Source organism: Gordonia namibiensis NBRC 108229 (assembly GCF_000298235.1).
GTDB classification, from domain to species: domain Bacteria; phylum Actinomycetota; class Actinomycetes; order Mycobacteriales; family Mycobacteriaceae; genus Gordonia; species Gordonia namibiensis.
The window spans coordinates 1-23,258 of sequence record NZ_BAHE01000061.1 but is presented as its reverse complement, the minus strand read 5'-3'; the positions used below and the strand labels follow the sequence as shown (position 1 = coordinate 23,258).

The following is a 23,258-nucleotide window of genomic DNA, read 5'->3' as shown; positions in this document are numbered from 1 at the left end:
TCACGCCTGGCGTTCTGCGGCCACGAGTTCACGGACCGCCGGGGCCACCTCGTCGGCGAACCTCGCCAGATCGTCGGGGTCGTCGGTGGCCAGGATGAATGTGCTCATGCCGAGGGAGACGGTCAGGTCCGTCAGCTGTTCCGCCCACTGCGCGGGTGGACCGGCGAGCAGGCCGGCGTCGGAACCGAAAGTGCCCGCGATGTTGTAGATCCGGGTGATGTCCGCGGGGTCCCGGCCGGCCGCACGCGCCGCGTCGTCGATGATCGCGGCCTTCTCGGCCACCTGATCCGGCGGGACGAACTGCAGGCTGGGAACCCACGCGTCGGCCACTTCTCCGGTCAGCCGCAGCATCCGCGGCCCCAACGCACCCAGCCAGATCGGAATGTCGTGCGCCGGAGCGGGTCCGGCGTGGAGTCCGTGGACGGGATAGAACTCACCGTCGAGATCGACCGTGCCTCCTGCCCAGAAGGCCCTGATCACGGTGATCGCCTCGGCGAGGGCATCGACCGCCTCCCCCGGCGAGCGGCGTGGCCCACCCGCGGCGACCACCCCGTCCCAGAACGCTCCGGCCCCCAGACCGAGTTCGACGCGGCCGCCGGTCAGGATGTCGAGAGTCGACGCCGCCTTGGCCAACATCACCGGCGGACGCAGCGGCAGGTTGGCGACGTTGGGCGACAACCGGATCGACTCCGTCCGAGCACCGATGACGGACAACAGCGTCCAGGTGTCGAGGAAACGCCGCTGATAAGGATGGTCCTGGACACTGACGAGATCGAGCCCGGCCGCCTCTGCGACGTTCACGAGACGGAGCAGGTCGTCGATCCGGTCGGCCCGCGGACTCGGGAAGAAACCGAAACGCAACGGTTGTCCGTAGTCGGTCATGATGACTCCTCGTCGGATCGGCGATCGAACTCTTTCCGAGCGGCGGCCACCCGCGGCGCCAGCCCGATGACGACCGACGCGAACTCGGCGACGGCCGCCCGCACTTCCACACCGAGATCGGTCAGGACGTACTGCACACAGGAGCGCCGACTCGGCATGACCCCGCGAGCGACCAAGCCGTCGCGAACGAAACGCCGCAACGTCTGCGACAGCATGCGGTCGTTGATACCCACCACGGCCCGGCGCAGTTCGCCGTAGCGTCGGGGTTCGGTGTCGAGCGCGATGAGCACCGTCATGGGCCAGACGCCCCCGATGGTCTCGAGCGCGGCGCGAACAGTGTCGGAACCGGCGAGGAGGTCGTCGATCGTGACCGAACCCTTGATCGTGACCGAACCCTTCGATCCGCCCTGCCCCGTGTCCATGCTGCGAGCGTACGCCTCTCTGGAAACAAGAGCACTCTTGAAATAAGAGTGAATGTGGATGCGTTGTGGACGGCAGGATCAGAAACCACAACGAGAAGGAGTCGTCATGACCTCCCCACAAACGAGCCAGTCGCCCGCGGCGAACCACTCTCGCGCCGGCCGTGTCGTCGAACTGGGCCATCCCTGGCGCGGCATCGGCCCATTCCTCTTCGCAGTCCATCATCTCGACGCCTACCCGGCCGGCAATGCCGAGATGGGTCCCGCCACCGGCGTCGACGACAGGCAGCTCGGCAGCGACTTCGGCCACCCGTCGGGCTGGAACATGTACCACGGGACCACAATTCCGGGCTTTCCCGCGCACCCACACCGTGGTTTCGAGACCATCACCGTGGTCCGCCGGGGCGTCGTCGACCACGCCGACTCGACGGGCGCCAGTGCGCGGTACGGCAATGGCGACGTGCAGTGGGTGACCGCAGGCAAGGGCGTCTCCCACTCGGAGGTCTTCCCCCTCGTGAACGCCGATCGCGACAATCCGTTCGAGCTCTACCAGATCTGGCTGAACCTCCCGGCGCGCGACAAGACCGCCGATCCGGAGTTCACGATGCAGTGGTCCGAGGACATTCCCGTCGTCGTGCACGACGAGGACGGGGCGAAGGCCACCGTCCGGGTGATCGCCGGAGCCTTCGGATCCGCCACGGCACTCGAGCCGCCGAAACACTCCTGGGCATCGGATCCGGCAGCGGACGTGGCGATCTGGCTGATCGATCTCGAACCGCACGCGAGGGTCGATCTACCGGCACCGGCCTCGACGGACACCCGCCGGATGCTGTACGTCCACGGAGAGGCGGCTCGCGTCGAGATCGACGGTGCCACAGTCGAATCGGGACTCGGCTTCGAACAGAGCCGGGCGTCGGCGTTGGCCCTCGCCAACGGGGACGAACCGTCGACGATCCTCGTACTGCAGGGCGCAGAGATCGGCGAGCCGGTCGTCCAGTACGGCCCGTTCGTCATGAACAGTGCCGAGGAGATCGATCAGGCCTACAGCGACTACCGCCGCACGCGGTTCGGCGGTTGGCCGTGGGGTTCCGACGCCCCTGTCCACCCACGGACCGAGGGACGCTTCGCCCGGTTCCCGAGTGGACGGGTCGAGCGGCCCGGGCAGTGATTCCCGGGTCGGCTCAGCTGGCGGCATCCTCCAGCTCGGTCAGCTCGGTCGGCGTCGAGAACGAGTACATGACGCGATCGATCTCGGCGGTGAAGTCCTCGGCGGCCTCGATGTTGGAGGCATGCCCGGTGTCCAGCACGACGAGTTGATCCAGATAGCCGCGGATCGAAAGCGTGTGGGCGATGCGCTGGGTCATCGCATGCGGGAGCAGCAGGTCGTGACGTCCACCGATGACCGTGGTCGGCACGGTGATGGCCTCGGCCCCGACCGGCCCCAGAGCCAGCTCGATGAGCGCGACCGCGGCTTTGGCCCGCGCGACCGGATTGCACGACCGGCTCATCGACAGAACGAACTCGGCGTGATCCGCCGTCGCCGAGCGGCCGTTGAGGATGCGGGTCCGGACGAGACTTCGGGCGAATCGGCCGCCGGGGAACGGGAACGGGACCGACAGTGCGGCCTGACCGAGCCAGATCGGCGCCTTGAACATGCTGTTGAGGAACGGCAGGACCCGGGTCTCCGCGGCGATCCCGCCCCAGGTCGTGTTCGCGAGCACCAGTGCGGCCGCACGCTCCTCGACCTGGTCGGGATGACGGTGCGCCCATGCCTGCACGGTGATGCCGCCCATGCTGTGTCCGACGAACACGGCCTTCGAGTCACGCGGCACAGCCTGATCGACCACCGTGTGAAGGTCGTCGGCCAGGACGTCGGCGTCGAAACGGCGCTTGCCCCACATGCTCTCGCCGTGACCCCGCTGGTCGTAGGCGATCACGTGGTAGCGCTCGGCGAGGGCGTTGATCTGCGGGTTCCAGTACTCGATGCAGCACGACCATCCGTGGACCAGCACCAGAACCGGCGCATCCGGCGATCCGTAGTGGTGAACGCGGAGACGGGCGCCATCGTCGGTGAGAGCCCAGGTGGCACGCTCGGGCTCGCGCGAGTTGAACATCGCATCCGCGAACTGCCGGCTGCGGAGACGGCGCCGGGCCTCAGCCGGTCGTACAAGTCCCGTCAGCATCGACTGGGCTTCCGCCAGTCGTGCAGTGCGCAGCGCACCACCTGCGTTCATCTCGGCCTCCCGGCGTCATTGCTGTAAGCCACGTCACAGCGCCGGAGCAATGATACAAACCGGCGTCGGATGTTCCAACAGTTTCGAAGGAAATTTGTTGGACACACGAGTAACCGGATGGGAGCCCCCTCAAACCTCCACTTGAACGCGTGTTTTCAACCTTTTTCACAGAACCCTCTTGTATTCCGGTTCTGCGCGTCCTACCGTGACCGCATGGCGCAAACGCCGCTGTCGATGACACCCACCGGATGGTTTCAGGTCGCATGGTCGACCGAGATCGCCGTCGGGGCCGTGCACACGATGAAGTATTTCGGTCGCGAGATGGTCGCCTGGCGATCCCGGTCCGGCCGGATCTCCGTATTCGACGCCTACTGTGAGCATCTCGGCGCCCACCTCGGCCACGGCGGCCACGTCGAGGGCGAAAATCTGGTCTGCCCCTTCCACGGTTGGGAGTGGAACCAGGAGGGACGCAACGTGTGCATCCCCTACGAGAACCACCCCAACAAGGGTCGACGCATCCGCAGCTACCCCGTCGTCGAACGCAACGAGGCCGTCTGGATCTGGCACGACGTCGACGGGCGGGCACCACATTTCGACGTGCCGGACATCTTCGCCGACTTCGACGACGACGTGACCGCGGCCGACTATTACCCACCAATTCCCGGCGCGACGCTGTTCCGGCCGGGCCTCGAGATCCACCCGCAGTACATCATGGAGAACGGCGTCGACTTCGCCCATTTCAAGTTCGTCCACAAGACACCGTTCATGCCGGACTTCACCCGGCACGACTTCTCCGGCCCGGTCTCCTACGTCGACTTCACCATCGCTTTCGACGAAGGTGCGACCCTCGAAAGTGCCACCAGCGGTGTCGAATCCATCAACGCCGGCCTCGGTTGCTCGGTCACCAAGAGCTGGGGCATGGTCGACAACCGGACGATGCCCGCGGTCACCCCAATCGACGAGCACACCTCGGACGTACGCTTCACCGTCTGGATCGGGCGCAAACCCGGCGAGGAGACCGGCGAGATCACCCGATACGGAAAGACCATGGCCGAGTTGGTCATCGAACAGTTCGCCGCCGACATCGACATCTGGGCACATCAGCGTTACTCCGACCCACCGGCCCTGTCCCGCAAGGAGTACGCGGGATTCACCGCGCTGCGGCAGTGGGCCCGGCAGTTCTATCCCGACGGCGGCGCCTCGGCCGACGAGTTCGTCCGGATCCGCCGGTCCGAGCTCGAAGCACTCCGCGCGGCAGCGCACGTCGACACCGGCGCGGCAGCGCACGTCGACAACCGTGCGGCAGCGCACGTCGACACCGGTGCGGCAGCGCAGTCCTGACCCGACTCTTCTCCCTCGTCCCGAAAGGACCTCACGATGACGGCACCCGAAAAGATCCGGGTCTTCCAGGTGGCCACCGGCAATCTGGGCACCGAGATGATCGACCGCATCCGCAACCATCCCGATCTGGAACTGGCTGGCCTGCACTGTTATTCGCCGGACAAGGTGGGCCGGGATGCCGGTGAGATCGTCGGTATCGGCCCGATCGGCGTGGTTGCGACCGGCTCCGTGGAAGAGATCATCGCCGCACGACCCGACGTGCTCACCTTCCACGGCGTCTTCCCCGACGAGGACCTCTACGTGCAGGTCCTCGAGGCCGGTATCGACATCGTGACCACCGCCGACTGGATCACCGGCTTCCACCGGGACACCAACCATCCGCACCACTCCGGACGCAAGGTCAGCGAGGTCATCGCCGAGGCCTGCGCCAAGGGCGGCGCCACCTTCTACGGCACGGGCATGAATCCCGGTCTGGCACAGATCCTCGGCATCGTGCACACCGCCGACGTCGCCGACATCGAGAACGTCACGGTCACCGAGTCGGTCGACGTCTCCTGCCATCATTCGGTCGACACCTGGAAGGCCGTCGGTTACGGCCTACCGGTCGATGACCCGTCGATCCCGGACTCGCTCTACAAGTACACCGCCGTCTTCGCCGACTCGGTGTACCTCATGGCCGACGCCTTCGATCTCGAACTCGACGAGGTGACGTTCTCCTACGAGCTGGGCGCCTGCACCAAAGACGTCGACCTCGGTTGGTACCAGCTGCCCGCCGGGTCGTTGGGCGGCAGCTACATCAAGTACCAGGGCATGGTCGACGGCGTGCCGCGCGTGGAATCCCATCTCGAATGGCAGATGACTTCGCACACCGATCCGTCGTGGAACATCCAGGCCTGCTACATCACCCAGGTGACCGGCGACCCGAACATCTACTCCAAGCACATGATCTTCCCGCGCAAGGGATTCGACCTGTCGAACCCGGAGAACTTCGCGTCGATCGGCATGACCGTCACCGGTCTGCCCGCACTCAACTCGATACGATCGGTGGTCGCGGCCCCGCCGGGGATCGTGACCAGTACCGACCTCCCGCTACGGAGCTTCGCCGGCCGCTTCAAGATCTGAGCCGGCGCGGTGTCGGTATCGACCTCGGTGAACCCACTCCTCGAGAATTCCTCCCCTCGAGAACGCCTTTCGGGAATCCCCTTCAGCCGAGGTCGATACTGATGCCGGTGAGCTCGGCGCCGACATCCCACAACCGTTCGGCGACGGCGCGGTCCTTGGCCTTCGGCGACGGCTCGACCAGCACCGGCGGACCGGCCAGACCGAAACTCCCTGTGGGACCGTAATACTGGCCTCCCGAGACCTTCGGGTCCGTGGCTGCCCGCAGGATCGGCAGGGCGCCCTCGGGCGGATCCATGATGAAACGATCGGTGAGCCACCGCAGCGACGGCGCGTGATACGCCCACTGCAGGAATTTGTTCTGCTCGCGCATCACCCCGGTCCGAGTGCCACCCGGGTGCGCGGCCAGCGAGATCGCCGGTGCGTCAGCGGCTCTCAATCGACGGTCGAGTTCCAGCGAGAACAGCATCTGGGCGAGCTTGGCCCGCGAGTACGCTCCGGCGCTGGTGAACGTGCGGTCCATCGGGATGTCGGAGAAATCGATGTTGCCCGCACGGTGAGCGTGACTGCCGACGGTGACGATGCGCGCGGCGTCGGCGGCGAGCAAGCGGTCCATCAGCAACCCGGTGAGCGCGTAGTGGCCGAGGAAGTTGGTACCGAAGTCCATCTCGAAGCCATCGGGCGTCAGATCGCGCTGGGCGCGCATGACCCCGGCGTTGTTCACCAGGACGTCGATCCGCGGATGGCGTCGCCGGATCTCCTCGGCGGCAGCGCGGACGGAGTCGAGACTGGCGAGATCGAGGTCGAGGATCTCCACCTCCGCACCGGGTACCTCGGCGACGATGTCGTCGCGTGCGGCGGCAGCGGTCTCGGCGTTGCGGCATGCCAGCACCACCGTGGCGCCGAGAGTGGCGAGCCCCCGGGCGGCTTCACGTCCGATTCCCCCGTTGGCCCCGGTGACCACGGCGACCCGCCCGGTCTGTGGAGGCGCGTCGGCCAATGTCCAACCCGTCTTCACGTGCTCCCCCTCTGACTCCGGCACAACGGACGCTGTTGTTCGTATCACATCTCCTGTGACAGTTCCGGTTCGGGTGTCACACGCGACCGCACCCCGATCGCGTTCTGGAGAACGCAGTCGGGGCGCGGTGCAACCAGTGGTCTGCGACGTACAGGTCAGACGGTCAGGGGCGCCGGGGCGGCGGCGCTGAACTGTCCGGCCGGCGCGAACCTGGCGAGGACCTGGTCGAACGGCTCTCCCGCCACCGCGGTGATGAAGTTCTCGACATCCTCACGGGTCCGCAGACCGAGGAGCGGATTCGGGTCGGACAGCAGACCGAGCAGGGCCTGCGCGACGTTCGGATCGACGGCGGCAGCCGGAAACGACAACTCGAGGTGGGTCGCGAAGTCGGGGTCACCGAGGAACAGTCGGGTGACCTCGGTGGCCGCGTGACCGCGGCGCTCCCAATGCTTCTCGAACTCGTCGGCGAGCCAGTCCGCGGTGAACTCGCCGTCGTGGGCGCGGGCGGCCTTGACCAGCTCGGCGACCTGGATGAGCGTGTTCTGGGCCCCCTGGCCGGCGACGGGGTCGACGGCGATCGCGGTGTCGCCGATCGCAGCCACCGGATGACCGCTCTTGGTGGTGGCGACCGCCTGACGCACGGTCGGGGTGACCGCACCCTTCAGCCACGACACCGGGTCGGATTCGATGACCTCGAGCTGCTCGATGACCGGCGCGTCCTCCGGGAAGAACTCGGCGAAGATGCCGGCGATGGTTCGCCGTGCGGTCACCGCGTCGTGGACGTCGTCGATGCGCGGCGCCCAGGCACCCGACGGCTTGGCGAAGACGATGAAGGACCAGGTCGCTCCCTCGTCCTTGTGCAGGAACGGGCCGACGAACAGCTCGCCGTTCTCGCTGTCGAGGTTGTACAGCGAGTGGCCGGCGCCCGCCTGCGAGCGGTAGGAGAACACGTCCGGTCCGTGATCGACGCCCTTCAGCGTGACCTGCAGCAGTCGACGCTGCGGCTCGCGGTACTTCGTCCGCGACTCGTCGACCGGGAACAGCGTCGACAGTCCACCCTTGCCGGTGGCGACGAGGGTGAGGTCGGCGCCGCCGGCGATCTCGTCGAGGTTGTCGAGACCGACGGTGGTGACCTCGAAGCGTCCGCCGCGATCCAGGAAACGACCCAGCCGGTCGTCGGCGCGCAGGCGGAGGTCGACGGCCGCGGCGACGTAGCCGTAGTCGGGGTCGTATTCGAGTACGGGGGCGCGATCCTCGCCGGCGCCCCCGTACAGGCGCACGCTCATGCCGGTGGTCTTGCCGACGTCGTACAGGTCCTCGATGATCTCGGCGTCCCACTCCTGGGACTTGCCGAAGAGCACGCCGACGCCCGTCGGCGGCACCTTGTTGCGCAACGAGTCTCGGTCGCGGTCGCTGTAGATCGTGACGTCGAAGCCTGCGTCGAGAAAGCCGAGACCGGCGGTGGTCCCGGCGAGTCCGGCGCCGATGATCGCGACGGATCGTCGTGTGGTCATGTGTGTCTCCTGAGATCGGATGCGAATGGTGCATGTGATGACTGGGAGACAGCGTGCCGGGGGGATCGTCGTGGCTGAAGGTTTAGACGCAGCACGAACGAATGGGTGGTCGCGGGGCTGACCTCGATACGCGTCGGCCTCGCCACGCTCGGTCGGCGCTACTCGGCCGGCGAAGGATCCCAGCGCGGCCTCGCCATGCTCGGTCGGCGCCACTCGGCCGGCGAAGGAGCCCAGCGCGGCCTCGCCGCGCTCGGTCGCCGCTACTCGGCCACCGGAAGCCCGTGCACCTGGTAGCGCTCGTATGCGACGACACCGAACAGCCGGGTCTCCACCAGATCGAGGTCGACACGATCGGTGACCGGCGGCAGCATCGGGGTACCCCCGCCCACGACGACCGGGTACCGGAAGATCCGCAGCTCGTCGATCAGGCCGAGCTCGAAGGCCTGCGACGCCAGGTCCGCTCCGCCGATCTCGATGTCCCGGTCCGTCGCGGCGCGAACCTCCGCGACCTCGTCGGCGACGGACGCACGGGCGAGTCGGGCGTTGCCGTCGACCGCGTCGAGGGTCCGACTGAATACGACCTTCGGCAGGGCGGCCCAGATGTCGGCGAAGACGGCGCCCGCCTCGGTGTCGCGCATGGCCGGGTCGGTCTCCCAGACCCGCATCGTCTCGTACAACCGACGACCGAGGATCGTGCCGCCGAGGCTCCCGACGCGATCGGTGTGGAATGCGAAGAGTTCGTCGCTGTGTCCCGGCCACTGGAAGTCGCCGTCGCGATCGTGGATGAAACCGTCCACCGAGACACCCATCGTGTAGATCAGCATGCAACTCCTCACAGTCGGTTTCGAGGGGATTGTCCGAGGCTACGGCCGTTTTTCGAGGTAGACCCGGTAACGGGAACCTTCGAACATCCTGTGGGTCCGCCGACACCCGCCGCGGCGGCGGCGACGCACCGTCGCCGACAAGTACCATCGCCCTCTGTGCGCACGCCCGTTCCCGAAGTAGCCCCGGTCGTCGCGACGCCCAACGAGGACGCCGCGACCGGTAACACCTCGGGCTATCGGCTCGACCTCGACGGCCTGCGCGGCATCGCGATCGCATTGGTCGCCGTCTTCCATGTCTGGTTCGGGCGGGTGTCCGGCGGCGTGGACGTCTTCCTGACGCTCTCGGGATATTTCTTCGTCGCATCGCTGCTCAAGCATGTGCTCGCCACCCAGCCCGCCTCCGCGTCGTGGGGGAGGGCGCTCAACCCGGGGCCGCGGTTCTGGCGCCTGGTCCGACGGCTGCTGCCCGCGCTGCTACTGGTGCTGGCCTTCACCGCTGCGCTGATCGCTCTCGTGATGCCGACGACCCGGTGGGGTCCGCTCGGCGCCGAACTGCAGGCCAGCGCGCTGTACTACCAGAACTGGCATCTCGCGTTCGAGTCGCAGGACTATGCGGCCGCCGACTCCGCGAACAGCCCGATGCAGCATCTGTGGTCGATGTCGATGCAGGGTCAGTTCTTCCTGATCACCTTGCTGAGTGCACTCGCCCTCGGTGGTCTGCTGCGCGCTCTGGCTCTCAAGGTCGAGTTCTTCCGCCGCCCGCAGGTCGTGCGCGGCATCGTCGGGTTCGCGCTCCTGGGCGTCGCGCTGGTCTCCTTTGCGTGGGCCAACTACCGCCACGGCATCAACCAGCCGTTCACCTATTACGACACCGTCGCCCGACTGTGGGAGCCGCTCGTCGGCGGCCTGCTCGCGGTGTGGATGCCAAAGCTCGCGCTCTCCGCGCGCATGCGCAATCTACTGAGCCTCATCGCCCTCGGGCTGATCATCACCTGCGGCTGGTGGATCGCCGGTGTCCAGGAGTACCCCGCGGCCTGGGCGCTCGTGCCCGTCGGCGCGACACTCATCCTGATCTGGGCGGGCTCCCCGGCCACCGCCCGCCCCGCCGAGGGACAGGCCGAGGTGACTCGTGGTCTCGCCTATCCGCAGCTGGTGTGGCTCGGTTCCATCGCCTATGCGCTCTACCTGTGGCACTGGCCGCTGCTGATCTTCTACATGGCGTGGCGCTATCAGGACGAGGTGTCCTGGCTGGAGGGCACCGGGATCCTGGGCGTCTCCGTTCTGATCGCGTGGCTCACCACGAAGTACGTCGAGGCCCCGCTGCGGTCCGGGTCATTGCGGCGCAAGAAGACCGCGGCGTCGGAGACTCCGTCCAAGCCGACGAAGCCGAGCAAGCCCGGCTTCCAGAACTCCCGCGGCTACCGGGTGGCCCTTCTCGCGGTCCTGCTGATCGTCAGCGTGGCCGCCGGCAGTGCCGCGGTGACCTGGCAGCGCGACGCCGCCAACGCGACCCTCGACACCGAGAATCTCGACCCCCGCCTCTATCCGGGTGGTCGCGCGTTCCTCAACGGTGCGCCGGTACCGAAGGTGACCGCCCAGCCGAGCCCCGACGTCGTCGACATGGACTGGCCGATCACCTCCTACGACTCGATCATCAGCGGCTGGAAGGACCCGTCGATCAAGGTCGGGTACTACGGCGACGTGAACGCCACCCGCACCATCGCCCTGGTCGGCGGCTCCCATGCCGAGCAGTGGATCACCGCGCTGAACGACATCGGCAAGCGGCACAACTTCCGCGTCACGACCTACCTCAAGGTGGGTTGTGCGCTCACCACCGAGCACGTCTTCACCTGGTTCGGGCAGAAGTACTACCAGTGCAACGACTGGTCGAATCGCGTGATGGAACGACTGGCCGTGGACAAGCCCGATTACGTGTTCACCACTTCGACGCGGCCTCCCGAGGGGGCGGCCAAGGGCGACTACGTACCCAAGGATTACGAGGAGATCTTCGCCCAGTTCCGCGACCGCGGACAGAAGGTGATCGGCATCCGCGACAACCCGTGGTCGACCGGCAAGCTCAAGCCGCCGGAGTGCCTCGCCAGCGGCCGCAAGCCCGAGGTGTGCGGAGTCTCGCGTGCACAGGCCATGGCGCCGACCGACCCGGCCGCTGCGCTCGCCGACGAGTTCCCGAACATGACCTTCCTGGACTACACCGACGCCATGTGCGACGACACGTACTGCCCGGCGGTGGTCGGGAACATCCTCATGTGGCACGACTACCACCACCTGTCCGCCACGTTCGTGCGCAGCCTCATCCCGGCGATCGAGGCCGACCTGCAGAAGGCCACCGGCTGGTGGTGACCGGCTGGTGATGACCTGGCTACGCCCCTCGGCGCTACTCGGCCAACAGACCGCTGGTTGAGTAGGCGAGGAGCCGTATCGAAGCCAGCTCTCAGCTGATCCGGCTGAGCACCGCCTTCGGACCCGCGAACACCGCCTCGCGGATGTGGTTGCGCACCAATGTCCATGTCGGGCAGTCACAGTGGGCTTCGACGCCGCGGGCGTCGACCCCCTCGCCGCGGCACAGCGCAATGGCGCGCCGGAGGTGGAAATCCTGGGTCACGATGACCAGCCGGTCCACGCCGAACACCTCCCGCGCCCGACGACAACTGGCCGCGGTGTCGAGTCCCAGCGGGTCGTCGACCATCACCCGGGCCGGCACCCCCGCGGATTCGAGGTAGCCGCGCATCACTGCCGGTTCGTCACCCGCCGCGGGAGAACCGTTGCCGGAATTGATGATTCGTGCAGCGCGCCCATCCCGGTACAGTTCCGCCGCGACGTCCAGCCGGCCGCGGACGTAGTCGCCGGGAGTGCCGTCGTCGACCAGCGAACCGAGCACCAGGAGCGTCGATCCGTCCGGCACCTGCTCGGCGTCGAGGACCCGGTCGCCGGCCACGACGTACATCCAGGTGGCCGCGACGGTGATCCACAGTTCGACGACCACCAGCAACACCGGTGCGACGAGACGGGCTGCTGACCTCACCTGTACAACCTAGGTGTACGAACACATCTCACCCAAGATGACGATTTCACGCCGCTCCCGTGGCACCGGACCGATACTGAACTCATCTGCTGCGCTCAGCCCCGACGCGTATCCGACACCCGCGTACCCGACGCCCCGCGTAACCGACAACCGTGGAAGAGAGTGTGCATGCAGTACATGCCGGTGACCTCGTCGATGTTCCTGCTCGCCGAGACACGTGAGCAGCCGATGCACGTCGGTGGACTTCAGCTCTTCGTGCCGCGCGAGGGGCAATCGTCGGCCGACCTCGCCGAGGAGGTCATCGAGGCCTTCTCGTCCTGCAGCGAGATCCACCCCTTGTTCCGCAAGCGCCCGGCGCCGCCGGTCACCATCCTGGGCAATGTCGCCTGGACCTACGACGACGAGATCGACTTCGACTATCACGTCCGGCGCGCAGTACTCCCCCGCCCGGGACGCATCCGCGAACTACTGCGCTATGTGTCGCTGAACCACGGCACCCTGCTCGACCGGAACCGGCCGATGTGGGAAGCCCACGTCATCGAGGGCCTCGACGACGGGCGGGTCGCGATCTACAGCAAGATCCACCACTCGATCGTCGACGGGGTGTCGGCGCTCCGCCTGCTGCAGCGCATGCTCACACCCGATCCCGACGACCGCTCCGGGTCGGCACCGTGGGACCCGACGCTCATCGGGAAGAAGCGTCCACGACCCGCACCGACCCTGCGCTCGCGGATCGCCGGGATCGCCGACGCCGGCCTGCAGGTGGCGGGGATCGCCCCCGCGGCCGCCAAGGTCGCCGTCGCCGGCCTGCGCAAGCCCGGCTTCGTGCCGCCCGTTCCCCGCGCCCCGCGGACCATCCTCGACGTGGCGATCGGGAGCGCACGCCGGTTCGCCGCCCAGCAATGGGAGATCGAGCGACTACGTGCGGTCGCCGACGCCCTGGACATCACGCTCAACGACGTCCTCGTCGCGATGTGTTCGGGCGCCCTGCGCTCGTATCTGATCGAGCACGACGCGCTGCCCGATTCGCCACTGATCGCGGCCGTTCCCGTGTCGATGCACACCGAGGACGACTCCGACGGCAATGCCGTGACCGCCATCATGGTCGACCTCGCGACCGACAAGCCCGACCCCGAACGCCGGCTCAACTCGCTCGTGACGTCGGCCCGGCAGGCGAAGAACGTCGTCCGCGGACTCAGGCCGTTGCAGGCACTCGCGCTGGGCGCCGCGAATTTCGCGCCGCTCGCGTTTGCGACCGTGCCGGGCTTCGTCCAGTACGTCCCACCGCAGTTCAACATCATCATCAGCAACGTGCCCGGACCGTCCGAGGAGCTCTACTGGAACGGCGCCCGACTCGACGGCGTCTACCCCGTGTCGATCGCCATGGAGGGGCTGGCGTTGAACATCACCGTGACCAGCTCTGCGAAGCACCTGAACTTCGGGCTGATCGGTGCCCGTGCGCAGGTCCCGAGTCTGCAGCGACTGCTGACGCACCTCGACACCGCCCTCGAGGAGCTGGAGAAAGTGGCCCGCGTCCGCTGACCCCGGCGCCGGCCGGGAGGCCAATTGGGATCCTCCCCACCCTGACTCGACAGTAAGTTACTGGCGAGTATCATTCGGTGTGAGTTTAGACCAGCAAGAATTAGGCCAACCTTGGCAGCGCGCCACCGGCGCGAAGAATTACGGTTACCTGTAGTACACCGCTCCGTGGGGGCAGCCCTGCGCACTCTGTGCGCTTCCCCCGGTGGCGGGACGACCTAGACGAAAGGCCGGTACGCGCCCGTGACAGCCACGACGATTGCCATCGGCACCACAGCAGCGGTGATCAGCCTCTTCTGTTGGTACCTGTTCCTCGCCGGGGTGGTGCGGATGTTCCGCACCATCAAACTCGGCCAGAAGGTCGACGGATCCCGGTTCTGGCCGGTGATCCCGCGCCTGACGACCATGATCAAGGAATTCATCGCCCACACGCGGATGGTGAAATTCCGGACGGTGGGTTGGGCCCACTGGCTGGTCATGATCGGCTTCATGGGCGGCGCCCTGCTGTGGTTCGAGGCCTACGGCCAGTCGATCGACCCGAAGTTCCACTGGCCGGTCTTCGGTGACACCTTCGCGTGGCACCTGTGGGACGAGCTCCTGGGCATCGGCACCGTGGTCGGCATTCTCGTGCTGATCGTGATCCGCCAGCTCAACCACCCGCGCGTCCCCGAACGCATCTCGCGGTTCTCCGGATCCCGCTTCGGCGCGGCCTACTTCGTCGAGGCCGTCGTCCTGCTCGAGGGTCTGGGCATGATCCTGGTGAAGGCGTCGAAGATCGCGACCTACCACCACTACAACGCCTACTCGGACTTCTTCACCATGCAGGTGGCGAAGATCCTGCCCGCGTCACCGACCCTGGTGTCGATCTTCGCGGTCATCAAGCTCATGAGCGGCATGGTGTGGCTGGCCGTCGTCGGCCTCAACACCGACTGGGGCGTTGCGTGGCACCGCTTCTCGGCGTTCTTCAACATCTACTTCAAGCGTGAGGCCGACGGCGGCGTCGCCCTCGGTGCGGCCAAGCCGATGATGAGCCAGGGCAAGGTCCTCGACATGGAGACCGCCGATCCGGACGTCGACGCGTTCGGTGCGGGCAAGATCGAGGACTTCTCCTGGAAGGGCTGGCTCGACTTCAGCACGTGTACCGAGTGTGGCCGCTGCCAGTCGCAGTGTCCGGCCTGGAACACCGGCAAGCCGCTGTCGCCGAAGCTGCTCATCATGTCGCTGCGCGACCACGGGAACGCCAAGGCCCCGTACCTGCTGGCCGGCGGCCGCAAGGACATGGGCGGCGACGAGGTCGGTCTGGTCGACGCCGAGGGCAACGTCCTCGAGGACAAGCTCAACGCGATCCCCGAGGCCGCACGTGCCGAGGCCTCCCGCAAGCTGGTCGGCGAGTCCAAGGGCCGGATCGGCGGCGGCGAGGGCATCGAGTCGGCCGACGGTGAATTCGATCCCGAGGCGCTGGGTGCGGTCATCGACACCGAGACCCTGTGGAGCTGCACCACCTGTGGTGCCTGCGTCGAGCAGTGCCCGGTCGACATCGAGCACGTCGACCACATCCTCGACATGCGCCGCTACCAGGTGCTGATCGAGTCGGACTTCCCGACCGAGCTGGCCGGCATGTTCAAGAATCTCGAGAACAAGGGCAACCCGTGGGGTCAGAACGCCTCCGCGCGGACCGCCTGGATCGACGAGATGGACATCGAGATCCCGGTCTTCGGCAAGGATGTCGAGTCGTTCGAGGGCTTCGAGTACCTGTTCTGGGTCGGTTGCGCCGGCGCCTACGAGGACCGCGCGAAGAAGACCACCAAGGCCGTCGCCGAGCTCCTCGACATGGCCGCGGTCAACTTCATGGTCCTCGGCGAGGGCGAAACCTGTACCGGTGACTCCGCACGACGCGCCGGCAACGAGTTCCTCTTCCAGATGCTCGCGCAGCAGAACATCGAGATGCTGGGCGAGGTCTTCTCGACCGCTCCCGAGCAGCGCAAGAAGGTCGTCGTCACCTGTGCACACTGCTTCAACGCACTGGGCAACGAGTACCCGCAGCTGGGCGCCAAGTACGAGGTCGTCCACCACACGCAGCTGCTGAACCGTCTGGTCCGCGAGAAGCGCCTCGTGCCGGTCGCTCCGCTCGGCGAGGGCGTCACCTACCACGACCCGTGCTACCTGGGCCGTCACAACAAGGTCTACGACGCCCCGCGTGAGCTGATGGGTGCGGCCGGATCGACTCTCACCGAGATGCCGCGTCACGGCGAACGGTCCATGTGCTGTGGTGCCGGTGGTGCCCGCATGTGGATGGAAGAGCAGATCGGCAAGCGCATCAACATCGACCGGGTCGACGAGGCGCTGGACACCCTCGGCGACACCACCGGCGAGGTCAAGAAGGTCGCGACCGGCTGTCCGTTCTGTCGCGTGATGCTGACCGACGGCGTGACCGCCCGGACCAGTGGCACCGAGTCCGAAGGCAAGGTCGAGGTCGTCGACGTCGCGCAGCTGCTGCTCGACTCGGTCAAGCGCGGCAAGACCGAGGTCAAGCTCGGCGGCCGTTACCTCGGACCGCGTCCGAGTGCTCCCGAGCCGGAACCCGAGCCCGAGAAGGTCCCGGCCGCAGCGGCCGCTACCGCGACGGCGACCACCGAGGCAGCTCCGAAGCCGAAGGTCGGACTGGGCATGAAGGGCGGCAAGAAGCCCGGTGCCGCAGCCAAGACCGAGGCGCCTGCGGAGGCTCCTGCCGAGAAGAAGCCCGCGTCCAAGGGCTTCGGCATGAAGGGCGGCAAGAAGCCGGGCGCTGCGGCTGCGGCACCGGCCGCCGCGTCGGCGCCCACGGAGGCTCCTGCCGAGGCACCGGCCGAGAAGAAGCCCGCATCGAAGGGCTTCGGCATGAAGGGCGGCAAGAAGCCGGGCGCGGCGGCGAGCAAGCCTGCCGCGTCGGCAGCTCCTGCACCCGCCGAAGCCGAGTCGTCGGAGGCCGTGAAGGCCGAGGCACCGGCAGAGGCGAAGCCGGCCAAGGCCAAGGGCTTCGGCATGGCTGCGGGCAAGCGTCCCGGGCAGAAGACGGCCACCCCGAACGCGGCAGCAGCCGACGCCGGTGTGACCGCCCCCGCCGAGAACAAGGTCGACGAGGCGGAGTCGGCACCCGATGCCGCCCCGACCGTCGACACCGAGTCGGCGACCACCGCGGCCACGGACACATCGGTCGCTGCCGCGACGGGCACATCGGTCGCTGCCGCGACGGACACATCGGTCGCTGCCGCGACGGAAGAAAAGCCGGGCAAAGCCAAGGGCTTCGGTATGGCTGCGGGCAAGAAGCGTCCGGGCGGGATCGGCAAGGCCGCTCCCAAGCCGGCCGCGGAGGCTCCGGCAGCAGCTCCCGCCGCGGAGGCATCTGCCGCCGAGGCATCGGAGACCGAGGCACCGGCCGCCGAGGCACCGGCAACCGAGGCCGAGCCTGCGGCCGAGGCGCCCCAGGGCGGTTCGGCTGCGGTGCTGACCGAGGAGAAGCCGGCCAAGGCCAAGGGCTTCGGCATGGCCGCGGGCAAGAAGCGCCCCGGTGGCGCGAGCAAGGCCGCTCCGAAGGCCGCGGCACCTGCTGCAGCCCCCGCAGAGGCCACCCCCGCTCCCGAGGCAGCCCCGGAAGCCGAAGCGCCCGCCGAGGCACCCGAGGTCGAGGAGACCCCGGCAGCTGAAGCACCGGCAGCTGAAGCACCGGTGGCCGAGGCACCGGCCGAGACGAACGGGACCGAGGTCCCGACCCCGTCGGACAACGGCTCGGGCGACGCCCGGACCATCGCCGAGACCGGGGCGTCGAAGGCCAAGGGCTTCGGCATCGCGGCCGGCAAGAAGCGGCCCGGCCACAAGTAGTCACAGCAGTACCGAAACGGGCTCCGACCACCACGGTCGGGGCCCGTTTTTCGTGCGCTGGACCACGGTCGGACAGCACTGGCGGAAACCCATTTGCATCCGGCTGCGACAATTGAACTCGTGAGTAGGCCCCATGTGTCGCATCTGAACCAGAACCTCAAGCCGCTCGAGCAGTCGCTCAAGCTGCAGAACGTGTGTTACGAGATCCGCGGACCCGTACACGCGCACGCGCAGCGGCTCGAGGCGGAGGGCCACCGCATCCTCAAGCTGAACATCGGCAACCCGGCTCTGTTCGGATTCGAGGCACCCGACGTGATCATGCGCGACATGATCCACGCGCTCCCGTACTCGCAGGGATACTCCGAGTCCGCCGGTGTGCTGTCCGCTCGTCGTTCGGTGGTCACGCGGTACGAGCTGATCCCCGACTTCCCCTTCTTCGACGTCGACGACGTCATCCTGGGCAACGGCGTCTCCGAGCTCATCACGATGACCATGCAGGCGCTGCTGAACGACGGCGACGAGGTCCTGATCCCGGCACCGGACTACCCGCTCTGGACTGCGATGACCTCGCTCTCCGGCGGCACCCCTGTCCACTACCGCTGCGACGAGGCGAACGGCTGGAACCCCGACATCGCCGACATCGCGTCGAAGATCACCGATCGCACCAAGGCGATCGTCATCATCAACCCCAACAACCCGACGGGTGCGGTCTACTCACGCGAAGTCCTGCAGCAGCTCGTCGAACTGGCCCGTCAGCATTCGCTGCTGATCCTGGCCGACGAGATCTACGACAAGATCATCTACGACGATGCCGAGCACGTGAACGTCGCGTCGTTGGCTCCCGATCTGCTGTGCCTGACCTTCAACGGCCTGTCGAAGGCTTACCGGGTGTGCGGGTACCGCGCCGGCTGGGTCGTGATGACCGGACCGAAGGACCACGCCAAGGGATTCATCGAGGGCATGGGCATCCTCGCCTCCACCCGACTGTGCGCGAATGTGCCCGGGCAACATGCCATTCAGGTGGCGCTCGGCGGTTATCAGTCCATCGACGCGCTCGTCTCCCCCGGCGGCCGGCTCTTCGAACAGCGCAACGTCACCTGGGAGAAGCTCAACGAGATTCCCGGCGTCAGCTGCGTGAAGCCCAAGGGCGCCCTCTACGCCTTCCCGCGCCTCGATCCCGAGGTGCACGAGATCCACAACGACGAGTTGTTCGTCCAGGACCTCCTGCTGCAGGAGAAGATCCTCGTCGTGCAGGGCAGCGGGTTCAACCTCGGCGACACCAACCACTTCCGCATCGTCACGCTGCCGTGGTCGAGGGACCTCAAGGAGGCCGTCGAGCGGATCGGCAATTTCCTGTCGTCCTACCGGCAGTGAACAGGCTCGGCCACCTCGCCCCCTGAGGTGGCCCGAAGCTCGCGGAAGGCCGTCTCGAAGGGGGAAGACCGTCTCGAAGGGCCCGGGTCTCACCGACCCGGGCTTTTTCGTACCCGTCCGGTTTCAGCCCGTGTAGACGGGGAATCCGCGGTGAGACGGGTTCTCACAAGGGTCTAGACATTTGTGTAACCGTTGGTAACGTGTAACTCCAATCGGGGTCTACAGCGAGGTGACACGGATGACCGAACAGGCAGTGCAGGTGCGGCCCGAGTGGCGGCGGGGGACGGTGTCCGGCGACGGCGTCACGCTGGCGACCTTCGAACTGGGCGACCCGGGAAATCCGACGGTCCTGCTGGTTCACGGCTGGCCCGACACCCACCACCTCTGGACGCACATCGCGCCCCGGTTGGCCGAGAAGTACCACGTGGTGGCCTACGACTGCCGTGGCTTCGGCGAGAGCGATCGTCCCCGCGAGGTCGGGGCGTACCGGTTGGCCGAACTCGCCGACGACCTCTTCGCCGTCGCCGAAGCGGTGAGCCCGGATGCTCCCGTCCACGTCGTCGGCCACGACTGGGGTTCGGTCCAGGCCTGGGAGGCCGTGAGTCGGCCACGGGCGCACACCCGCATCGCGTCCTTCGTCTCGGTTTCCGGACCGAATCTCGATCACCTCGGCCAGTTGCTCCGTGCAGGGCTGACCCGCCCGACGCCCCACCGCGTGCGAACCATTGCGACGCAATCGCTCTCGTCGGCCTACACAGGATTGTTCCAGCTTCCCGTCCTCCCGAACGCCCTGCTGACCGCGCTCGGGAACCCCCGGGCGTGGAAGCAGTTCCTGCACACCGTCGAGGGCACACCACCGGAGAACGTCGTCGTCGCCGGAACCCTGCGTCGCGACATGATCACCGGACTCGCGTTGTACCGGGCCAACATCCGCCAGAAGCTGAGCCGTCCCGATCCGCGCCCGACGACGGTGCCGGTCCTGCAGGTGGTCAACGAACGCGACATCGCCCTGCGCCCGGCCATCTACGACAACACCCCGGACTATGCGGCGAAATTGTGGCGACGCGACACCCCCACCGGCCACTGGCTGCCGTACACCCACCCCGCCTACCTCACCGACACGGTCCTGGACTTCCTTGCCGCACAGACCGGTAGCGACGCACCGCCGACCGTCGAACGGTTGCGGGTCTTCGCCGAACCGAAACCCCTTGCCGGGAAGCTGGTGGTGATCACCGGTGCGGGCAGCGGTATCGGTCGCGAGACCGCTCTGCTGCTCGCCGAGCGGGGTTGCGAACTCGTGCTCGCCGACCGGAATCTCGACACCGCCGCCGAAACCGAGCAGGCCTGCAAGGTCGCCGGGGCGGTGGCACACGCCTATCTCCTCGATGTCTCCGACACCGGCGCGTTCGTGTCCTTCGCCGCGACGGTCCGAGAGCAACACGGCGTCCCCGACGTCGTGATCAACAACGCCGGAATCGGCTTGGCCGGTGGAGCTCTCGCCGCCACCGATGAGCAGGTCGACCGACTCCTCGACGTCAACCTGCGCGGCGTCATCACCGGGAGCCGCGAGTTCGGCCGGCAGATGGTGGAACGCGGGGTCGGCGGGCACATCGTCAACGTGTCGTCCGCTGCGGCGTTCACGCCGTCGCGCAGCCTCGGCCTGTACTCGGCATCGAAGGCCGGCGTCCTGCTGTTCTCCGAGTCGCTGCGGGCCGAGCTCGCCGAACACCGCATCGGCGTGAGCGCCATCTGCCCGGGCATCGTCGACACCAACATCGTGTCGTCGACACCGATCGCCGGTCTCGACTCGGATTCCGAACGGACGCAACGTGATCGCCTGGACCGCTTCTACCAGCGTCGTGGTTTCACCCCGGATCGCGTGGCGACCGAGATCGTCTCGGCCGTCGAGCACAACAAGGCCGTCGTCCCGGTGACACCCGAGGCGAAGGTCGGCTATCGCATCTATCGTTTCGCGCCGTGGTTGTCGCGCATCGGCGCCCGACAGAAGGTCACCGGATGAGCACCGTCGAACGCCCGCGTACTGATCTGTCCCAGACCGACCAGGCCGATCCCGGACCCGTCGAACTACACGCCCGCAATGTGGCCTTCGACTGGGACGACGTGCCCCTGCACTGGATTCCCGGCCACCCCGTGGCGTCGAACTTCATCAGCGTCCTGAATCTCCTTCTGCCGGAAGGTGAGCGCTGGTTCGTACAGACCTACAACGAGGCGCTGCCGCTGGTCGCCGACGAGGAACTCGCCTCCCGGATGCGGGGTTTCATCGGCCAGGAGGCCATGCACGCCGAGGCCCATGATCACGTGCTGTGGGAGTTCCTCGATCACCACGGCATCGATCCGCGCCCGTACCAGTTGCAGATGGAGTGGATCTTCCGCCGGGTTCTCGGTCCGGCGACGGGCGGTTCCACCGAGGCCCGACACAAGCACCTCGTCGAACGGCTGTGGCTGATCGCGGCGCTCGAGCATTACACCGCGGTGCTCGGCGATTTCGCGTTGAACAACAACTGGGTCGAGGCCGGCGCGCACCCGACGATGGCCGACCTGTTCATGTGGCACGGCGCGGAGGAAGTGGAACACCGCGCGGTCGCACACGATGTCGCGGCCTACTTCGGGGACAGCTACCTGCGGCGGGGACGCGCCATGCTCGTGGTCCTGCCGATCCTGCTGTTCCTGGTACAGCGCGGCTACCGGTTCATCATGAAGCAGGACACCTCGGTGTCGTACAACTACCTCCAGAAGAAGTGGCAGTTCCACCGAGGCGTACGCGCCAACGTGCTCCCACCGCTGCGAAGCATCGTCTTCTCCACCTTCAGTTACTTCCGTCCCGGGTTCCGCCCGGAGCAGATCGGCAGCACCGCCCAGGCCGTCGCCTACCTCGCGTCGTCGCCGGCCGCGCGCAACGTCGCGTGAGGGATTCCGATGAACCAACGCGCACATCCGCATTCGACGAGCCTGACCCAACCACCCCCGCATCTCTACGGGCGGTGGCGACACGATCCGATCCTCACGGTCGGCACCGCGTTCATGCGGGCCTGGTGGCCTGCGTGGCGCCCGTTGTCCCCGTTGAGGCCGGCACCGGCCAATCCCGGGATCACGCAGGTGCGCATCGTGAAGCGCGAAGTCGTCGCGCGTGACGAGAACGTGATCGCGTTGACGCTCGCCGCCGCCGAGGGCGGAGTGCTGCCGTCGTGGCATGCCGGTGCCCACATCGACGTGCTGCTTCCGTCCGGACGGATGCGCGAGTACTCGCTCTGCGGCGACACCGCTGACCGCGAGCACTACCGCATCGCGGTGCGTCGTATCCCCGACGGCGGCGGCGGTTCGATCGAGGTCCACGACGCCCTGAGGGTCGGGGACGTGGTGTCGATCAAAGGACCGCGCAACGCTTTTCCGCTGGCCGTTCCCGGCCACGGCTCCCCGGCTCGCCGGATCCGTTTCATCGCCGCCGGGATCGGCATCACCCCGATCCTGCCGATGCTCGCGGTCGCGGAACGTTTCGGCCTGGACTGGTCGATGATCTACACCGGGCGCTCCGCCGACTCGATCCCGTTCCTCGACGAGGTCGCGAAGTTCGGCGACCGCATCACCATTCGCACCGACGATCAGCACGGACTCCCGACCATGTCGGAACTGGTCGGGCCTGTACCGGATTCCGACGCCGACCTCGCCGTGTACTGCTGTGGGCCGGTGCCGATGCTGGAGAACCTCCGCCACCATCTGTTCGACCGCGCCGACATCGAGCTGCACTACGAGCGCTTCAGCCCGCCACCGGTGGAGAACGGTTCACCGTTCACCGTGACGCTGGCGTCCACGGGTGCGCAGATCCCGGTCGCCGCCGACGAGTCGGCGCTCGCGGCGATCCGGCGGGTGATGCCGTCGGTGCCGTACTCGTGTCAGCAAGGCTTTTGTGGCACATGCAAGGTCAGGACGTTGTCCGGCGACGTCGATCACCGCGACAACATCCTGACCGAGCCCGAACGCGAGGCCGGGACCATGCTGACCTGCGTCTCACGCAGTGCCGGCGGGAACCTCACGCTCGATCTCTGACTCCTCTCCCCGCGGACGGGCGGGCCCT

General features: G+C 67.3%; 17 protein-coding genes. 10 read left to right on the top strand and 7 right to left on the bottom strand.

Annotated features, from left to right (window positions below; translation table 11 throughout):
• A complete protein-coding gene (locus GONAM_RS21750) occupies window positions 1-882 on the bottom strand; it encodes an LLM class flavin-dependent oxidoreductase (RefSeq protein ID WP_006868912.1) in 882 nt (293 codons plus the stop codon).
• Entirely contained in the window at window positions 879-1,304 is a 426-nt protein-coding gene (locus GONAM_RS21745; RefSeq protein WP_006868911.1) for a winged helix-turn-helix transcriptional regulator, read from the bottom strand. Before GONAM_RS21745 ends, GONAM_RS21750 begins: the two co-directional genes overlap by 4 nt.
• Window positions 1,305-1,410: 106 nt before the next feature.
• On the opposite strand from GONAM_RS21745, the gene GONAM_RS21740 reads away from it, so the two are divergent.
• Complete coding sequence (locus tag GONAM_RS21740; protein WP_006868910.1) at window positions 1,411-2,469, top strand: pirin family protein; 1,059 nt, start codon at window positions 1,411-1,413, stop codon at window positions 2,467-2,469.
• Window positions 2,470-2,482: 13 nt separating this feature from the next.
• Here the strand turns inward: GONAM_RS21740 and GONAM_RS21735 are convergent, their stop codons facing one another.
• Window positions 2,483-3,535, bottom strand: coding sequence for an alpha/beta fold hydrolase (locus tag GONAM_RS21735; protein ID WP_006868909.1), 1,053 nt, complete (start codon window positions 3,533-3,535; stop codon window positions 2,483-2,485).
• 213 nt (window positions 3,536-3,748) lie between these two features.
• On the opposite strand from GONAM_RS21735, the gene GONAM_RS21730 reads away from it, so the two are divergent.
• Together GONAM_RS21730 and GONAM_RS21725 are read left to right on the top strand one after the other, a co-directional pair.
• Window positions 3,749-4,876 carry a Rieske 2Fe-2S domain-containing protein gene (locus GONAM_RS21730; protein ID WP_006868908.1) on the top strand — a complete coding sequence of 376 codons (1,128 nt, stop codon included), beginning with the start codon at window positions 3,749-3,751 and terminating at the stop codon, window positions 4,874-4,876.
• A gap of 36 nt (window positions 4,877-4,912) precedes the next feature.
• Window positions 4,913-5,998: an NAD(P)H-dependent amine dehydrogenase family protein gene (locus GONAM_RS21725; protein ID WP_006868907.1), complete on the top strand. Its 1,086-nt coding sequence runs from the start codon at window positions 4,913-4,915 to the stop codon at window positions 5,996-5,998.
• Window positions 5,999-6,080: 82 nt separating this feature from the next.
• Here the strand turns inward: GONAM_RS21725 and GONAM_RS21720 are convergent, their stop codons facing one another.
• The 3 genes from GONAM_RS21720 to GONAM_RS21705 all read right to left on the bottom strand — a co-directional run bounded on the left by GONAM_RS21720 (window position 6,081) and on the right by GONAM_RS21705 (window position 9,351).
• Window positions 6,081-7,013 (bottom strand): oxidoreductase, encoded by a 933-nt coding sequence (locus tag GONAM_RS21720; RefSeq protein WP_006868906.1) that lies wholly within the window; start codon window positions 7,011-7,013, stop codon window positions 6,081-6,083.
• Between the two features lie 155 nt (window positions 7,014-7,168).
• Window positions 7,169-8,527 (bottom strand): styrene monooxygenase/indole monooxygenase family protein, encoded by a 1,359-nt coding sequence (locus tag GONAM_RS21715; protein ID WP_006868905.1) that lies wholly within the window; start codon window positions 8,525-8,527, stop codon window positions 7,169-7,171.
• Between the two features lie 260 nt (window positions 8,528-8,787).
• Window positions 8,788-9,351 (bottom strand): dihydrofolate reductase family protein, encoded by a 564-nt coding sequence (locus GONAM_RS21705; RefSeq protein WP_006868903.1) that lies wholly within the window; start codon window positions 9,349-9,351, stop codon window positions 8,788-8,790.
• Between the two features lie 156 nt (window positions 9,352-9,507).
• On the opposite strand from GONAM_RS21705, the gene GONAM_RS21700 reads away from it, so the two are divergent.
• On the top strand, window positions 9,508-11,712 hold the full coding sequence (locus GONAM_RS21700; protein ID WP_006868902.1) for an acyltransferase family protein: 2,205 nt from the start codon (window positions 9,508-9,510) through the stop codon (window positions 11,710-11,712).
• A 91-nt stretch (window positions 11,713-11,803) separates the two neighbouring features.
• Here GONAM_RS21700 and GONAM_RS21695 read toward each other — a convergent pair whose 3' ends face one another.
• Window positions 11,804-12,316 carry a SanA/YdcF family protein gene (locus tag GONAM_RS21695; protein ID WP_051992645.1) on the bottom strand — a complete coding sequence of 171 codons (513 nt, stop codon included), beginning with the start codon at window positions 12,314-12,316 and terminating at the stop codon, window positions 11,804-11,806.
• A gap of 246 nt (window positions 12,317-12,562) precedes the next feature.
• Here GONAM_RS21695 and GONAM_RS21690 point away from each other — a divergent pair, with 246 nt between their 5' ends.
• From GONAM_RS21690 to GONAM_RS21665, 6 genes are all read left to right on the top strand, one after another.
• Complete coding sequence (locus GONAM_RS21690; protein WP_006868900.1) at window positions 12,563-13,936, top strand: WS/DGAT/MGAT family O-acyltransferase; 1,374 nt, start codon at window positions 12,563-12,565, stop codon at window positions 13,934-13,936.
• A 240-nt stretch (window positions 13,937-14,176) separates the two neighbouring features.
• On the top strand, window positions 14,177-17,791 hold the full coding sequence (locus tag GONAM_RS21685; protein WP_006868899.1) for a (Fe-S)-binding protein: 3,615 nt from the start codon (window positions 14,177-14,179) through the stop codon (window positions 17,789-17,791).
• A gap of 120 nt (window positions 17,792-17,911) precedes the next feature.
• Complete coding sequence (locus tag GONAM_RS21680; protein ID WP_006868898.1) at window positions 17,912-19,165, top strand: pyridoxal phosphate-dependent aminotransferase; 1,254 nt, start codon at window positions 17,912-17,914, stop codon at window positions 19,163-19,165.
• Between the two features lie 238 nt (window positions 19,166-19,403).
• The gene (locus GONAM_RS21675) at window positions 19,404-21,185 is read left to right on the top strand and encodes an SDR family oxidoreductase (RefSeq protein WP_006868897.1); all 1,782 of its coding nucleotides are present in this window, start codon (window positions 19,404-19,406) and stop codon (window positions 21,183-21,185) included.
• Window positions 21,182-22,093 (top strand): metal-dependent hydrolase, encoded by a 912-nt coding sequence (locus tag GONAM_RS21670; RefSeq protein WP_006868896.1) that lies wholly within the window; start codon window positions 21,182-21,184, stop codon window positions 22,091-22,093. The genes GONAM_RS21675 and GONAM_RS21670 overlap by 4 nt, the downstream gene beginning before the upstream one ends.
• A 9-nt stretch (window positions 22,094-22,102) precedes the next feature.
• The gene (locus tag GONAM_RS21665; protein ID WP_006868895.1) at window positions 22,103-23,230 is read left to right on the top strand and encodes a PDR/VanB family oxidoreductase; all 1,128 of its coding nucleotides are present in this window, start codon (window positions 22,103-22,105) and stop codon (window positions 23,228-23,230) included.
• The last annotated feature ends 28 nt before the right edge of the window (window positions 23,231-23,258 follow it).